We start from the raw sequence: 14,048 nt of genomic DNA on the forward strand, positions 1-14,048 counted from the left end.
TGAATCAGGCGATGACTCAGACCCTCCCCACCGGACTCACGGTGACCGCGCGTGTGCCCGCATCGAGTGCCAATCTCGGTCCGGGTTTCGACACGCTGGGCCTCGCGCTCGGTCTGTACGACGAGATCACTGTCACGACCACTGATTCGGGACTGACCATCCGAGTCGAGGGTGAGGGTGCGGACGACGTGCCGTGGGGCCCGTCCCACCTCGTCGTCCGCGCCATCGAGCGGGGCCTCGAGGCGGCCGGCCTGTGGGCCGACGGTCTGGACGTGGTGTGCCGGAACGCCATTCCCCACTCGCGCGGACTCGGTTCGTCGGCGTCGGCGGCAGTCGGCGGCCTGGCCGCCGCCAACGGTCTGGCTCGCAAGGCGGCGCCGGAGCTGGCGCTGACCGACGCCCAGTTGGTGCAGCTGTCGTCCGAGTTCGAGGGACACCCGGACAACGCCGCCGCCAGCGTCCTCGGCGGCGTGGTCGTGTCGTGGAGCGAGAGCGAGGTCGACGACGAGTCGCAGCGGCTCTACAACGCGGTGCGGCTCGCGGTCCACCCGGACGTCCGGGTGGTGGCGCTGGTGCCGTCGGAGCGGTCCTCGACCGCGCTCACGCGGGGGCTGCTGCCCGAGACCGTGCCGCACCGCGACGCGGCGTTCAACGTCAGCCGCGGCGCGCTCGCGGTGGTCGCGCTCACGCAGCGTCCCGACTTGCTGATGACCGCCACCGAGGACAAGCTGCACCAGGCGCAGCGTGCGCCGGCGCTTCCGCTGACGACCCGGTGGATCGCGAAGCTGCGCGAGGCCGGAATCGCGGCGACCGTCTCGGGCGCGGGCCCGACGGTGCTGGCCCTGTCGGGCCAGCCATTCCCGAACTCCCTCCGGGACGAAGCCGAGCAGGACGGCCTCCGGGTCCTTGAGCTCGAGATCGCCGACGGCGTCCAGGTGAACTGATCGGACGCGCTCAGGATGGGTTACTACTCGGTTCTTGCCGAGTAGGGCATTCGCCGCTATCCTGAGCGTGTCCGTACATCGTGCGCTTCAGACGCCGGTGCTTCACCAGGGCGTTCACTCCATTTTCTCGGGGTATACCTGGCATGATCCTCACGCGTTTCTCTGCGTTGATCGATCGACAGCACTCGCCTTCTCGGGTGATGTGATGGGGGACAAGCCGAAATTCCATCCAGCGGATACGGCACATCCGAGTTCAGTTGTCGACTGAACTGCGGGACGAACCCTCGGCTTTGCGCAGCGCGAGCGAGGGAAGGAAAGGACCTCCGTGACCGATACGGACCTGATTGCCACGCCTGTTCAAGATTCCCCGGCACAGGCCGCGGGTGCCCGGGCGGGTAATCCTCCACAGACTTCCGACGCTGCACCGCGCGAGGGCGCGGTCGCCGCGTCGACCAAGCGTGCTGAGGCCCGACGTGGCGCCGGGCTCTCCGGAATGGTGCTCGCAGAGCTTCGTTCGCTCGCGGGTGAACTCGGTATCAAGGGCACCTCGGGGATGCGCAAGGGCGACCTGATCGCCGCGATCAAGGAGCGGCAGGGCGGCGGCGCCGCCAAGTCCGCGAACGGCACCGCCCCCGCGGCCGCCGAGAAGCCGGCCGCTGAGAAGCCGGCCGCGGAAAAACCTGCCGCCCGCGAGGAACAGGCAGCATCCGCTCCGTCCGACGCGCAGGACGCCGACGCCGAGCAGGCGCCGCGCCGCGCACGTCAGCGCCGTGGCTCGACCCGCCGCGCGGGTGCTCCCGAGCAGTCCGGTGCCGCGGACGTCGACACCGCGTCGACGAGCGCCGCGACCGAGACCGCGCCGGCCGAGAACCGGACCGCCGAGGTCAAGGACGGCGAAGCCAAGCAGGGCGAGGCGCGCGAGCAGGGCAAGGACCAGCAGACCGACGAGCGCGGCGAGCGTGGTGGCCGACGTGAGCGCGGTGACCGTGGCGACCGTGGTGACCGTGGCGAGCGTGGCGAGCGTGGTGACCGCGGTGAGCGTGGTGACCGCGGCCAGGGTGGCGAGCGTGGCGACCGCGGCCAGGGTGGCAGCGGTCCGCGCGGTGAGGGTCGCGGCGAACGCCGTGACGCCGACGACGAAGAGGGCCGCGGCCGTCGTGGACGCCGCTTCCGCGAGCGTCGTCGTGGACGCGACCGTGGTGAGGCGGGCGAGGGCCGCGAGCCCGAGATCCGCGAGGACGACGTCCTGCAGCCCGTCGCCGGCATCCTCGATGTCCTCGACAACTACGCGTTCGTGCGGACCTCCGGCTACCTCGCCGGCCCCAACGACGTGTACGTCTCGATGAACCTCGTTCGTAAGAACGGCCTGCGCCGCGGCGACGCGATCACCGGCGCGGTGCGCGTTCCCCGCGAGGGCGAGCAGAGCAACCAGCGCCAGAAGTTCAACCCGCTGGTCCGCCTCGACACCGTCAACGGCCACGACCCCGAGGCCGCGCGCAAGCGTCCGGAGTTCAACAAGCTCACGCCGCTGTACCCGAACCAGCGCCTGCGCCTCGAGACGACGCCGAACATCCTGACGACCCGCGTGATCGACCTGGTCATGCCGATCGGTAAGGGCCAGCGAGCCCTCATCGTGTCGCCGCCGAAGGCCGGTAAGACCACCGTCCTGCAGGACATCGCGAACGCGATCTCGGTCAACAACCCCGAGTGCTACCTGATGGTCGTCCTCGTCGACGAGCGTCCGGAAGAGGTCACCGACATGCAGCGGTCGGTGAACGGCGAGGTCATCGCCTCGACGTTCGACCGTCCGCCGTCAGACCACACCTCGGTCGCCGAGCTCGCAATCGAGCGCGCGAAGCGTCTCGTCGAGCAGGGACGCGACGTCGTCGTGCTGCTCGACTCGATCACCCGTCTGGGTCGCGCGTACAACAACTCGTCGCCGGCCTCCGGACGCATCCTGTCCGGTGGTGTCGACTCGACGGCGCTGTACCCGCCGAAGCGTTTCCTGGGTGCCGCCCGCAACATCGAGAACGGCGGCTCGCTGACCATCATCGCCTCCGCCCTGGTGGAGACCGGTTCCACCGGCGACACCGTGATCTTCGAGGAGTTCAAGGGCACCGGTAACGCCGAGCTCAAGCTCGATCGCAAGATCGCCGAGCGGCGGGTGTTCCCGGCCGTCGACGTCAACTTGTCGAGCACCCGCAAGGACGAGCTCCTGATGAGCCCCGACGAGTTCGCCGTCGTGCACAAGCTGCGGCGCGTGCTGTCGGGTCTGGACACGCACCAGTCGATCGACCTGCTCGTCGACCGACTCAAGAAGAGCAAGAGCAACGTCGAGTTCCTGATGACGGTCTCGAAGACCGCTCCGGGCTCGCTCGCGGACTGACGTCCACGCACCACCGGGCGGGAATCATCCCGCCCGGTGGTGTGTTTAGGAGAAAGCACCGGCGATCTGGCAGAATGATCGACCGCGTGACAACTATGTCCGGTTCCGGTTCACGTCCTCGAACGGCGAGGTCGACCCGGCGGCCATTGAAAGGGACACCATGAAGGCTGGAATTCACCCCGAGTACGTTGCGACCACCGTCGTGTGCGGTTGCGGCAACACGTTCGAGACCCACAGCACCGCGCAGAGCGGACGGATCACCGTCGAAGTTTGCTCGCAGTGCCACCCGTTCTACACCGGCAAGCAGAAGATCCTCGATACGGGCGGACGCGTCGCTCGCTTCGAGGCTCGCTACGGCAAGCGTGCCCCGAAGACGGCCGCTGCCGACCAGTAGCTGCCCCGCCGACGCCCGTCCTGCGAACCTGCAGGCCGGGCGTCGGCTTTTTTTGTGCAGTCCCCGTTCCGCGTTTTGCGCACTTGTTGCGGTTCGGAGGTCTCGACAACACCGACAAGTGCGCAAATCGCGAAACAGGAGCCAACCATGGCAGGGACGACGAAGCCGTCGGCGATCGACGACATCCTGGCCGAGCACGCGGGCCTGGAGCAGCAGCTCGCGGATCCGGCGTTGCACAACGATCCGGCAGCGGCACGCAAGGCGGGTAAGCGCTTCGCCGAACTCGCGCCTGTCATGGCCACCTACACCAAGCTCAAGTCCGCGCAGGACGACCTCGACGCGGCGCGTGAGCTGGCCGCCGACGACGCGGCGTTCGCCGCTGAGGTTCCCGCCCTCGAGGCGGCGGTGGCCGAACTCGACAAGATGCTCACCGATCTGCTCGCCCCGCGCGACCCGCACGACGCCGACGACGTCGTGCTCGAGCTCAAGTCGGGGGAGGGCGGCGAGGAGTCCGCGCTGTTCGCTTCCGACCTCGCCCGCATGTACGTCCGGTACGCCGAGCGCGCCGGATGGCGCGTCGAGATCCTCGACGCCACCGTGTCCGACCTCGGCGGCTACAAGGACGCCACGATCTCGATCAAGTCGAAGGGCGACGTCCGCGACGGCGTCTGGTCGCGCCTGAAGTTCGAGGGCGGCGTGCACCGCGTGCAGCGCGTGCCAGTCACCGAGTCGCAGGGCCGAGTGCACACGTCCGCGGCCGGCGTCCTCATCTACCCCGAGCCCGAAGAGGTCGAGGAGGTGCAGATCGACGAGTCCGACCTGCGCATCGACGTCTACCGGTCGTCGGGCAAGGGCGGCCAGGGCGTCAACACCACCGACTCCGCGGTTCGCATCACCCACCTGCCGACGGGCATCGTCGTGACGTGTCAGAACGAGCGCTCGCAGCTGCAGAACAAGGCTCGCGCGATGCAGGTTCTCGCGGCGCGCCTGCAGGCAGCCGCCGAAGAGGCCGCCGACGCCGAGGCGTCCGCCGGTCGGCAGAGCCAGATCCGCACGGTCGACCGCTCCGAGCGGATTCGCACCTACAACTTCCCCGAGAACCGCATCACCGATCACCGCATCGGGTTCAAGGCGCACAACCTCGACGCCGTGCTCGACGGCGAGATGGGCGCGCTGCTCGACGCGCTCGGCCAGGCCGACCGTGAGGCCCGCCTCGCCGCGGAGTGAGACGTCAGGGCGGCCGTCGTCGGTGAGCGTGCCGATGCCGGCAGCTCTCGTCCCGGCGCCGGTCCACCGGACCGGCACCTGTCCGCGCTGTGTCGGTGACCGACGTGGCAGTCTGTACCCGTGAGTCGACAACCCCTCCGCCTGGCCATCATCGAGGCAGCCGCCGAGTTGGAGCGGGCAGGCGTTCCCTCGGCCCGCGTGGACGCCGAACTTCTCGCCGCCCACCTACTGGGTGTGGAACGAACCCGCCTGGGCCTGGTGCCGCTCGTCGATCCGTCGGTGATCGAGGAGTACCGCACGTTGGTGGCCCGCCGAGCCGAGCGAATCCCGCTGCAGTACATCGTCGGTTCGACCGCGATGGGCAACGTGTCGCTCGAGGTGGGGCCCGGCGTGTTCGTGCCCCGGCCCGAGACCGAACTGCTCCTGGCGTGGGCGCTCGCGCACCTCGAGGCGAGCGGTCTGCGCGCACCCGTCGTGATGGACCTGTGCACCGGGTCCGGCGCGCTCGCGCTGGCAATCGCGCATGCCCGCCCCGACGCGGTCGTGCACGCGGTGGAACTCGAGCCGCGCGCGCTCGCCTGGGCGCGACGCAACGCGGATCGGCGCGCGGCGGCCGGGGACACCCCGATCAATCTCGTGCAGGGTGACGTCACCGACCGCAGCCTGCTGACCGCGCTCGAGGGTGGCGTCGACCTGATCGTGTCGAACCCCCCGTACATTCCGGAAGGCGCGGTTCTCGATCCCGAGGTGGCCGACCACGATCCGTACTCGGCGCTCTTCGGCGGGGTCGACGGCCTGTCCGTGATCAAGCCGATGGTCAACAACATCGCACGGTGGCTGCGGATCGGCGGAGCCGTGGGCGTCGAGCACGACGACACCAACGGGTCCGAGACCGCAGAGCTGTTCCGGGCACGTCGAGTTTTCGGTCACGTCGTCGAACATCCGGACCTCGCCGGCCGTCCCCGATTCGTCGTCGCGCACCGCGTCGCGACCGACGTCGAGGCGGCGCGATGACGGCCGCTCGAACGTGAGTGAAAGGATGGGGGAGTGAGCACTGTCTACGACTGCAAGGATCCCGACAACCGCGAAGCCGGACTGACCGCGGCCAAGAACGCGCTCAAGGCCGGTCGGCTCGTCGTCCTCCCGACCGACACCGTCTACGGGTTGGGTGCCGACGCGTTCGACGGCGACGCCGTCGCGAGCCTGCTGCGGGCGAAGGGCCGCGGTCGCGACATGCCGGTGCCGGTCCTGGTCGGCTCGTGGAACACGATCGACGGTCTGGTCTACTCGGTACGCCCGCAGGCCCGCGAGCTGATCAAGGCGTTCTGGCCCGGTGGACTGAGTGTCGTTGTGCAGCAAGCTCCTTCGCTCGCCTGGGATCTCGGCGACAGTCGCGGCACGGTCATGCTCCGGATGCCGTTGCATCCGGTCGCGCTCGAACTGCTGCGTGAAGTCGGACCGATGGCGGTCTCCAGCGCGAACATCTCCGGCCGCCCTGCGGCCACGACCGTCGACGAGGCGCGTGACCAGTTGGGCGGCGCGGCGAGCGTCTACCTCGACGGCGGACCGGCCACCCACGCCGTCGCGTCGACGATCGTCGACCTCACCGCGGACGAGCCGCGCATCCTGCGCGAGGGCGCGGTCGCGACCGCCGACGTCGCCGAGGTGCTCGGGGTCACCGCCGAGAGCCTTCTCCCGGAAGGAAAGTGACCGTGATCGGACGCGTCGCCCGTAGGTCCCGTCCGCGGGCAGGTGTGCCGGTAGCGTCGTCGAGGTGAGTTCTGCGGATACGGCGGTGCTGGCGCTCGCCCAGGGCGGAAACGGGGCGGGTGTCCCGCTGCGTGAACTACTGCTGGTGCTGTTCACGGCGGCCGTCGTGACGTTCCTCGGGACCGGTGCCGTCCGCCTGGTCGCCCTCCGCTTCGGGGCTGTTGCGGTGCCGCGCGACCGTGACGTGCACGTCCAGCCCACGCCGCGACTGGGCGGTGTCGGGATGTATGTCGGCATGCTCGTCGCGCTGCTCTTCGCTCAGCAACTTCCTGCGCTGACCCGAGGGTTCGAGTTCACCTCCGACATCAGCGCGGTGCTGGTGGCCGGATTCGTGATCGTGCTCGTGGGTGTGATCGACGATCGCTGGGGCCTGGACGCGCTCACCAAGTTCGTCGGCCAGGTAACCGCGGCCGGCATCCTCGCGGTCATGGGGGTCAGTTGGTACATCATCTACCAACCCTTCGGCGACACGACGGTGATCCTCGACCAACTCCAGGCCGGGCTCGTCACGGTCGCGGTGGCGGTCGTGATGATCAACGCGATGAACTTCGTCGACGGCCTCGACGGACTGGCGGCGGGGCTCGGGCTCATCGCGTCCCTCGCGATCTGCGCATTCTCGGTGGGGCTGCTGCACGACCAGGGTGGCGACGTGAGCGCGTACCCGCCGGCGATGATCGCCGCGGCGCTCGCCGGCGCGTGTCTGGGCTTCCTCCCGCACAACTTCCAGCCTGCCCGGATCTTCATGGGCGACTCGGGTTCGATGCTGATCGGGCTGACCCTGGCCGCGGTGTCGACGAGTGCTTCCGGCCGGATCAGCTTGAACGCGTACGGGTCCCGCGATCTGGTCGGTCTGCTTACCCCGCTCCTGCTGGTCGGGGCGGTCATGTTCATCCCGATCCTCGATCTGTTGCTCGCGATCGTCCGGCGGACTCGGGCCGGCGTGAGTCCGTTCAGTCCCGACAAGATGCACCTGCATCACCGGCTGATGCAGATCGGTCACTCGCACCGGCGCGTGGTCCTGTTGATCTACTTGTGGGTCGGGGTGCTCGCATTCGGCGCCGTCGGCTCGTCGCTCATCGACCGGCGCGTGGTGGTGCTGCTGGTCGCGGCGGGGTTGGTGTTCGCACTCGTGGTGACGGCCGTGCCGTCGTGGCGGGGACTGCAGCAGGATCGCCGCCGGTAGAAAGCGTGCGCGCGGGCACGGGCGGATGTCCTCTATCGGAGTTCCTCTAACCTGGGTTCCGTGACTTCGACGCCAGAGCCGTATTCCTCCGATCCCACCGCCGCACTCCGTCGTGGACTCCGCTACGGAGCCCTCGCATTGCTCGCCCTCGCCGTTGTCGGTGCGATCGTCGCGAGCCTGTTCGCCGGTGTCTCCGGACTGTGGGGTGCGCTGCTCGGCGCCGCGGTCGGCGGCGGATTCATCCTGTGCACGGTATTGGCCGTGCTGCTGACCGCCAAGCTGCCGGCAGTCACCGCGGGCGCGGTTCTGCTCGGCAGTTGGCTGCTCAAGATGATCCTCGCCATCGCGGTCCTGGCGATCCTCGACCCGATGGACTTCTACAACCGCCAGGCGATGGTGATCGTGATCGTCCTGTCGCTCGTCATCGTGTTGGGCGCGGAGACCTACGGCGTGCTGCAGACGCGGGTGCCGTACGTGACGCCGAACGACTCGGACGGGAAGCCGGACGCCGCCTGACAGGGTCCGCCCGGAGGTTTTTTGAAACGTGTTCCAGAGTTCAAGGGGACCCCATCTACACAACGTCGTAGATGTCTTGATAGTCTCTGGTCCAAGCAAGTGCGCTGACGACGGGAAAGTCCAGAAAACCCGGCGCGTGGCTAGCGCTTGCAGGCAGCCCAGGTTGTCGGAGTTGCCCGGATTTCGGATTCGGGTGATACCGCCCTCGAGTTGCCGAGTCGACGACAGTCGCCGACACCGACAGACGCCAGGACCGGTTCGCCCGAGTCTCCAGCTGCTGACGAATACGCGAGCCGACCTGGTCGACTTGTTAGATCGTCAATGTCCGATCGAACCGCAGACAGCGATGCCTGCGGCCGACTACGGGAGAGACCGCTGAGCGTCACCTTCATGGCCGCGGGTGAATATCATCCGCCGTCACTCGATGATTTCTACCCCCCCGCAGTGCTGTTCGAGGGCACCCCCTTCGAGCTCGACCGCCTGATGCTGATCCGTCTGCTGATGTCGGGTCTGGTGGCACTGTTCTTCATCATCGCGATGCGTAGCCCGAAGATCGTTCCGCGCGGTGTCCAGAATGTCGCCGAGTACGCGCTCGATTTCGTTCGCATCCACATCGCCGAGGACATCCTCGGCAAGGAGCAGGGCAAGCGCTTCCTGCCGGTCATCACGACGATCTTCTTCATCGTGCTGGCCAGCAACATCGCTTCCGTGACGCCGTTCCTGAACATCTCGCCGAACGCGAAGATCGGCATGCCTCTCGTGCTGGCCGCCCTGGCCTACATCACGTTCAACTACGTGGGCATCAAGAAGCACGGATTCTTCAAGTACGTGAGGTCGAGCATCGTCGTCCCGGGCGTCCCGCCGGCGCTGCATGTGCTGCTGATCCCGATCGAGTTCCTCTCGACCTTCGTGCTCCGGCCGTTCACCCTGATGGTCCGACTCATGGCCAACATGCTGGCCGGACACATCCTGCTCGTGCTGTTCTTCGGCGCCACGCAGTACTTCTTCTTCACCTCCGGAGGGTTCCAGGCGATCTTCGGTGTGCCGTCGATCCTCGCCGGTGTCGCCATGACCTTCTTCGAACTGCTGGTGATCGGCTTGCAGGCATACGTGTTCGCACTGCTCACCGCGGTGTACATCGACCTGGCTCTTCACGCCGACTCGCACTGACCACTCACATCGTTAGACCTGCCCCATCCGCCGACCGGCGATGGGCAACAGAAAGGGAACGGAACACCAAATGAGCGTTGCGCTTCAGGCAGTTGAGGTCCTCGCGCAGGAAGAGACCAAGTTCAAGGGTCTCGGCGCAGTCGGCTACGGCCTCGCAGCCATCGGCCCCGGTGTCGGCATCGGTATCGTCGTCGGTAAGGCGATCGAGGGCATGGTCCGTCAGCCCGAGATGGCCGGCCAGGTGCGTACTACGATGTTCCTCGGTATCGCGTTCACCGAGGCCCTGGCGCTGATCGGTCTCGTCGCCGGCTTCATCTTCTAAGAACACGCCATGTCAACCACCATCGCATTGCTCGCGGCCGAGGGGGAGGAACACAACCCCCTCCTGCCCGCGACGTATGACATCGTGTGGTCGATCGTTGCCCTGGTGGTCGTCGGGTTCGTCTTCTGGAAGCTTGTTCTTCCGATGTTCCAGAAGGTTCTCGCCGAGCGCACCGAGCAGATCGACGGCGGCATCAAGCGTGCCGAAGAGGCTCAGGCCGAGGCCAAGGCCGCGCTGGAGCAGTACCACGCCCAGCTCGCGGAGGCCCGGACGGAGGCCGCCCAGATTCGCGAGGAAGCTCGTACTCAGGGGCAGCAGATCATCGCTGAGATGAAGGCGCAGGCCCAGGAGGAGAGCGACCGCATCGTCGCCGCAGGTCACAGCCAGCTGGTCGCACAGCGTCAGCAGATCGTGACCGAACTGCGGGCCGACCTCGGCAAGACCGCGGTCGACCTGGCCGAGAAGGTCATCGGAGAGTCGCTCGCCGACGACGTCAAGCGCGCCGGAACGGTCGATCGCTTCCTCAACGAGCTGGACGCAGTCAGCGCCGATTCCGCAGCAGGAAAGTGAGCACCATGTACGCAGCGAGCCGTGAAGCCCTGACGCAGACCCGTGCTGCGCTCACCGCGGCGTTGGATTCCGTTTCCCCCGGCGCGGCCACCGCGGCCGCGGCGCAGGCTGGATCCGAGCTGTTCTCGGTGGTCGAGGTTCTCGACGGCCAGCGCACTCTCCGGAGTGCTCTGGCCGACGCGTCCACGCCTGCTGCTGGTCGCCAGGCCCTGGCCCGCCAGGTGTTCTCGGGGAAGGTCGGCGCCGAGGCGCTGGCAGCCCTCGAGGCCGCCGGGGGCCAGGACTGGTCGTCCGCTGCAGACCTGCTGAACTCCCTGGTCACGCTCGGACGTGAGTCCCTGCTTCGGGCCGCGGCCGACCAGAACCAGAGCGACGCGGTCGAGGACGAGCTGTTCCGCCTTGGTCGCGTCGTTGCCGGAAATCCGCAGCTGGAGCAGGTCCTTTCGGATCGTTCGACGCCCGTCGCCGGCAAGCGCGAGCTGCTGTCGAAGCTGCTGTACGGCAAGGTCACCGCGATCACGGAAGCCCTCGCCATCCAGGCCGTGGGTCGCCTGCGCACCGCTCCCGCGGACGCGTTCGACGAGCTTTCGGCCCTGGCCGCGGCTCAGCGCGACAAGGCCGTTGCGCACGTGCGCAGCGCCTCCGCATTGTCGAGCGAGCAGGTCGAGCGGCTCGCGGCGACGCTGACCCGCACCTACGGCAAGCCCGTCACCGTGCACGTGGAGGTCGAACCGGCCCTCCTCAGCGGCATGGTCGTCCGGGTGGGCCACGAGGTCATCGACGGGAGCGCGGCCGGTCGCCTCGCTGCCCTGCGGAAGACCTTCAAGTAGCCGACGACCGAACACATACTCCCGATCTTTTCGAAGACCAGATACCGAGAGCAGGAAAAACATGGCGGAGCTGACGATCTCCTCCGACGAGATCCGTAGCGCGATCGAGAACTACACCGCGAGCTACTCACCGGAGGCCTCCCGCGAGGAGGTCGGCGTGGTGTCCGACACCAGCGACGGCATCGCTCACATCACCGGCCTGCCGTCGGCGATGGCCAACGAGCTGCTGGAGTTCCCGGGCGGCGTGCTCGGTGTGGCCCTGAACCTGGACGCGACCGAGATCGGTGCCGTCGTCCTGGGTGACTACGAGCACATCGAAGAGGGCCAGGAAGTCAAGCGGACCGGCGACGTTCTGTCGGTGCCGGTCGGTGACGGCTACCTGGGTCGCGTCGTCGACCCGCTGGGTCGTCCGATCGACGGCCTCGGCGACATCGAGACCACCGAGACCCGCGCGCTCGAGCTGCAGGCCGCCACGGTGCTGGAGCGTCAGCCCGTCGAGGAGCCGCTGCAGACCGGTATCAAGGCCATCGACGCCATGACCCCGATCGGTCGCGGTCAGCGTCAGCTCGTCATCGGCGACCGTAAGACCGGCAAGACCGCGGTCTGCGTCGACGCCATCCTGAACCAGAAGGCGAACTGGGCGACCGGCGACCCGAAGCAGCAGGTCCGCTGCATCTACGTCGCGATCGGCCAGAAGGGCTCCACCATCGCCGGCGTCAAGCAGGCGCTCGAGGAGCAGGGCGCGATGGAGTACACCACCATCGTCGCCGCCCCGGCTTCGGACTCCGCCGGCTTCAAGTGGCTCGCCCCGTACACCGGTTCGGCCATCGGCCAGCACTGGATGTACCAGGGCAAGCACGTCCTCATCGTGTTCGACGACCTGACCAAGCAGGCCGAGGCGTACCGCGCCATCTCGCTGCTGCTGCGTCGTCCGCCGGGACGTGAGGCCTACCCGGGTGACGTCTTCTACCTGCACTCGCGTCTGCTGGAGCGTTCGGCCAAGCTGTCCGACGAGCTCGGTGGCGGTTCGCTGACGGCCCTGCCGATCATCGAGACCAAGGCCAACGACGTCTCGGCGTACATCCCGACCAACGTCATCTCCATCACCGACGGCCAGGTCTTCCTCGAGTCCGACCTGTTCAACAAGGGCATCCGCCCGGCGATCAACGTCGGTATCTCGGTTTCCCGAGTCGGTGGCGCCGCGCAGACCAAGGGCATGAAGAAGGTCTCCGGTTCGCTGCGTCTGGAGCTGGCTCAGTTCCGTGAGCTCGAGGCCTTCTCGGCCTTCGCCTCGGACCTGGACGCCGCTTCGAAGGCTCAGCTCGAGCGCGGCCAGCGCCTGGTCGAGCTGCTCAAGCAGGACCAGTACTCGCCGATCGCGGTCGAGGACCAGATCGTCTCGATCTACCTCGCCGGCGAAGGCGTGTTCGACTCGGTTCCCGTCGGCGATGTCCGTCGCTTCGAGGCCGAGCTGCTCGAGGACCTGCACCGCAACGCGGGCAGCGTGTACGAGGCGATCAAGGGCGGCAAGGCCCTGGACGACGCTTCGATCGCGACCCTGACCGCCGCCACCGAGAAGTTCAAGGCTGGCTTCCTGGCTTCGGACGGCAGCCGTGTCGTGAACGAGGCCGAGGCGGAAGCCCTCGACGCTTCCGAGGTCGGCCAGGAGAAGGTCACCGTCAAGCGCACCACTGTCAGCAAGTGAGCGTGGTTCCCATGACTCAGCGTCACCCGAAGGGAGAGTGATCGATCGATGGCAAGCATCCGCGAACTGCGTTCTCGCATCAAGTCGGTCAACTCGACCAAGAAGATCACGAAGGCGCAGGAACTGATCGCGACCTCGCGCATCACCAAGGCGCAGGCCCGTGTGGCGGCTTCCAAGCCGTACGCCGAAGAGATCACCAAGGTGCTCACCGAGCTGGCCAGTGCCTCGGCGTCGCTCGACCACCCGCTGCTCAACGAGCGCGCGAACCCGAAGCGTGCCGCTGTCCTGGTCGTCACCAGTGACCGCGGTATGTGCGGTGGTTACAACTCCAACGCTCTCAAGGAGGCGGAGGAGCTGTTCCAGCTGCTGCGCTCCGAGGGCAAGGAGCCTGTGATCTACGTGCTCGGTTCCAAGGGCCTCGGCTACTACACGTTCCGTGGGCGCAACATCGGCGGAGCGTGGACCGGCTTCTCTCAGGAGCCCGGCTACGCGGATGCCGCGAAGGCGAGCCGCCACCTGGTCGAGCTGTTCATGGCCGGGTCCGGTGCGGAGGTCGAGGCCCCGAACGGGGAAGGCACGATCGAAGGCGTCGACGAGCTTCACATCGTCTACACGCGTTTCGTCTCGATGCTGACCCAGAAGCCGGAAGTCCGGCGGATGGCCCCGCTCGAGGTGGACTACACCGACGATCACATCGAGCTGGGCGAGGACATGCTGTCCAACGGCCAGCACGACGGCAACTCGGGTCCGACCGCTGTCTACAACTTCGAGCCGGAGGCCGGCACGCTGCTGTCGGCGCTGCTCCCGAAGTACGTCAGCACGCGTATCTACTCCGCTCTGCTGGACTCCGCCGCCTCGGAGTCTGCCGCCCGTCGTACCGCCATGAAGGCCGCGACGGATAATGCGAACGAACTGGTGAACACCCTGAGCCGTCAGGCAAACCAGGCTCGCCAGGCCCAGATCACCCAGGAAATCAGCGAGATCGTCGGTGGCGCGAATGCGCTGGCCTCGAGCGCAGGAAGTGACTAGCA

General features: G+C 67.6%; 14 protein-coding genes. All 14 read left to right on the plus strand.

The genetic code is table 11. The features are described from left to right. Nucleotides 1–11: 11 nt before the first annotated feature. The 14 genes from thrB (at nucleotide 12) to ACQ5DX_RS06955 (ending at nucleotide 14,046) form a co-directional block, all read left to right on the plus strand. Nucleotides 12–944 carry a homoserine kinase gene (thrB, locus tag ACQ5DX_RS06890; protein WP_430331924.1) on the plus strand — a complete coding sequence of 311 codons (933 nt, stop codon included), beginning with the start codon at nucleotides 12–14 and terminating at the stop codon, nucleotides 942–944. A 325-nt stretch (nucleotides 945–1,269) separates the two neighbouring features. Continuing rightward, entirely contained in the window at nucleotides 1,270–3,330 is a 2,061-nt protein-coding gene (gene rho / locus ACQ5DX_RS06895) for a transcription termination factor Rho (RefSeq protein ID WP_430331925.1), read from the plus strand. Nucleotides 3,331–3,490: 160 nt separating this feature from the next. Beyond that, the gene (gene rpmE, locus ACQ5DX_RS06900; protein ID WP_430331926.1) at nucleotides 3,491–3,724 is read left to right on the plus strand and encodes a 50S ribosomal protein L31; all 234 of its coding nucleotides are present in this window, start codon (nucleotides 3,491–3,493) and stop codon (nucleotides 3,722–3,724) included. Nucleotides 3,725–3,871: 147 nt separating this feature from the next. Further along, entirely contained in the window at nucleotides 3,872–4,951 is a 1,080-nt protein-coding gene (gene prfA, locus ACQ5DX_RS06905; protein WP_430331927.1) for a peptide chain release factor 1, read from the plus strand. 120 nt (nucleotides 4,952–5,071) lie between these two features. After that, nucleotides 5,072–5,965, plus strand: coding sequence for a peptide chain release factor N(5)-glutamine methyltransferase (gene prmC / locus ACQ5DX_RS06910; RefSeq protein ID WP_430331928.1), 894 nt, complete (start codon nucleotides 5,072–5,074; stop codon nucleotides 5,963–5,965). Between the two features lie 33 nt (nucleotides 5,966–5,998). Next, nucleotides 5,999–6,661, plus strand: coding sequence for an L-threonylcarbamoyladenylate synthase (locus ACQ5DX_RS06915; protein WP_430331929.1), 663 nt, complete (start codon nucleotides 5,999–6,001; stop codon nucleotides 6,659–6,661). A 64-nt stretch (nucleotides 6,662–6,725) separates the two neighbouring features. Then, entirely contained in the window at nucleotides 6,726–7,904 is a 1,179-nt protein-coding gene (locus ACQ5DX_RS06920; RefSeq protein WP_430331930.1) for a glycosyltransferase family 4 protein, read from the plus strand. Between the two features lie 51 nt (nucleotides 7,905–7,955). After that, entirely contained in the window at nucleotides 7,956–8,420 is a 465-nt protein-coding gene (locus ACQ5DX_RS06925; RefSeq protein WP_430335567.1) for a hypothetical protein, read from the plus strand. Between the two features lie 390 nt (nucleotides 8,421–8,810). Next, nucleotides 8,811–9,590 (plus strand): F0F1 ATP synthase subunit A, encoded by a 780-nt coding sequence (gene atpB / locus ACQ5DX_RS06930; RefSeq protein ID WP_430331931.1) that lies wholly within the window; start codon nucleotides 8,811–8,813, stop codon nucleotides 9,588–9,590. A gap of 70 nt (nucleotides 9,591–9,660) precedes the next feature. After that, the gene (locus ACQ5DX_RS06935) at nucleotides 9,661–9,912 is read left to right on the plus strand and encodes an ATP synthase F0 subunit C (RefSeq protein ID WP_430331932.1); all 252 of its coding nucleotides are present in this window, start codon (nucleotides 9,661–9,663) and stop codon (nucleotides 9,910–9,912) included. Nucleotides 9,913–9,921: 9 nt separating this feature from the next. Next, complete coding sequence (locus tag ACQ5DX_RS06940; RefSeq protein WP_430331933.1) at nucleotides 9,922–10,482, plus strand: F0F1 ATP synthase subunit B; 561 nt, start codon at nucleotides 9,922–9,924, stop codon at nucleotides 10,480–10,482. 5 nt (nucleotides 10,483–10,487) lie between these two features. Further along, nucleotides 10,488–11,312 carry a F0F1 ATP synthase subunit delta gene (locus ACQ5DX_RS06945; protein ID WP_430331934.1) on the plus strand — a complete coding sequence of 275 codons (825 nt, stop codon included), beginning with the start codon at nucleotides 10,488–10,490 and terminating at the stop codon, nucleotides 11,310–11,312. A gap of 61 nt (nucleotides 11,313–11,373) precedes the next feature. Then, entirely contained in the window at nucleotides 11,374–13,017 is a 1,644-nt protein-coding gene (atpA, locus tag ACQ5DX_RS06950; RefSeq protein WP_430331935.1) for a F0F1 ATP synthase subunit alpha, read from the plus strand. Nucleotides 13,018–13,065: 48 nt separating this feature from the next. Continuing rightward, nucleotides 13,066–14,046, plus strand: a complete 981-nt coding sequence (locus tag ACQ5DX_RS06955; RefSeq protein WP_430331936.1) for a F0F1 ATP synthase subunit gamma — start codon at nucleotides 13,066–13,068, stop codon at nucleotides 14,044–14,046. Nucleotides 14,047–14,048 lie beyond the last annotated feature (2 nt).

Origin of the sequence: Rhodococcus sp. ACT016 (assembly GCF_050477185.1) — a bacterium.
Classification (GTDB): domain Bacteria; phylum Actinomycetota; class Actinomycetes; order Mycobacteriales; family Mycobacteriaceae; genus Prescottella.

Excerpts from the sequence above, each read along its gene's own strand:
- ACQ5DX_RS06945 (WP_430331934.1), top strand. The coding sequence starts at position 10,488 with ATGTACGCAGCGAGCCGTGAAGCCCTGACGCAGACCCGTGCTGCGCTC.
- thrB (WP_430331924.1), top strand. The coding sequence starts at position 12 with ATGACTCAGACCCTCCCCACCGGACTCACGGTGACCGCGCGTGTGCCC.
- atpB (WP_430331931.1), top strand. The coding sequence starts at position 8,811 with ATGGCCGCGGGTGAATATCATCCGCCGTCACTCGATGATTTCTACCCC.
- ACQ5DX_RS06940 (WP_430331933.1), top strand. The coding sequence starts at position 9,922 with ATGTCAACCACCATCGCATTGCTCGCGGCCGAGGGGGAGGAACACAAC.
- rpmE (WP_430331926.1), top strand. The coding sequence starts at position 3,491 with ATGAAGGCTGGAATTCACCCCGAGTACGTTGCGACCACCGTCGTGTGC.
- prfA (WP_430331927.1), top strand. The coding sequence starts at position 3,872 with ATGGCAGGGACGACGAAGCCGTCGGCGATCGACGACATCCTGGCCGAG.
- ACQ5DX_RS06955 (WP_430331936.1), top strand. The coding sequence starts at position 13,066 with ATGGCAAGCATCCGCGAACTGCGTTCTCGCATCAAGTCGGTCAACTCG.
- atpA (WP_430331935.1), top strand. The coding sequence starts at position 11,374 with ATGGCGGAGCTGACGATCTCCTCCGACGAGATCCGTAGCGCGATCGAG.
- ACQ5DX_RS06935 (WP_430331932.1), top strand. The coding sequence starts at position 9,661 with ATGAGCGTTGCGCTTCAGGCAGTTGAGGTCCTCGCGCAGGAAGAGACC.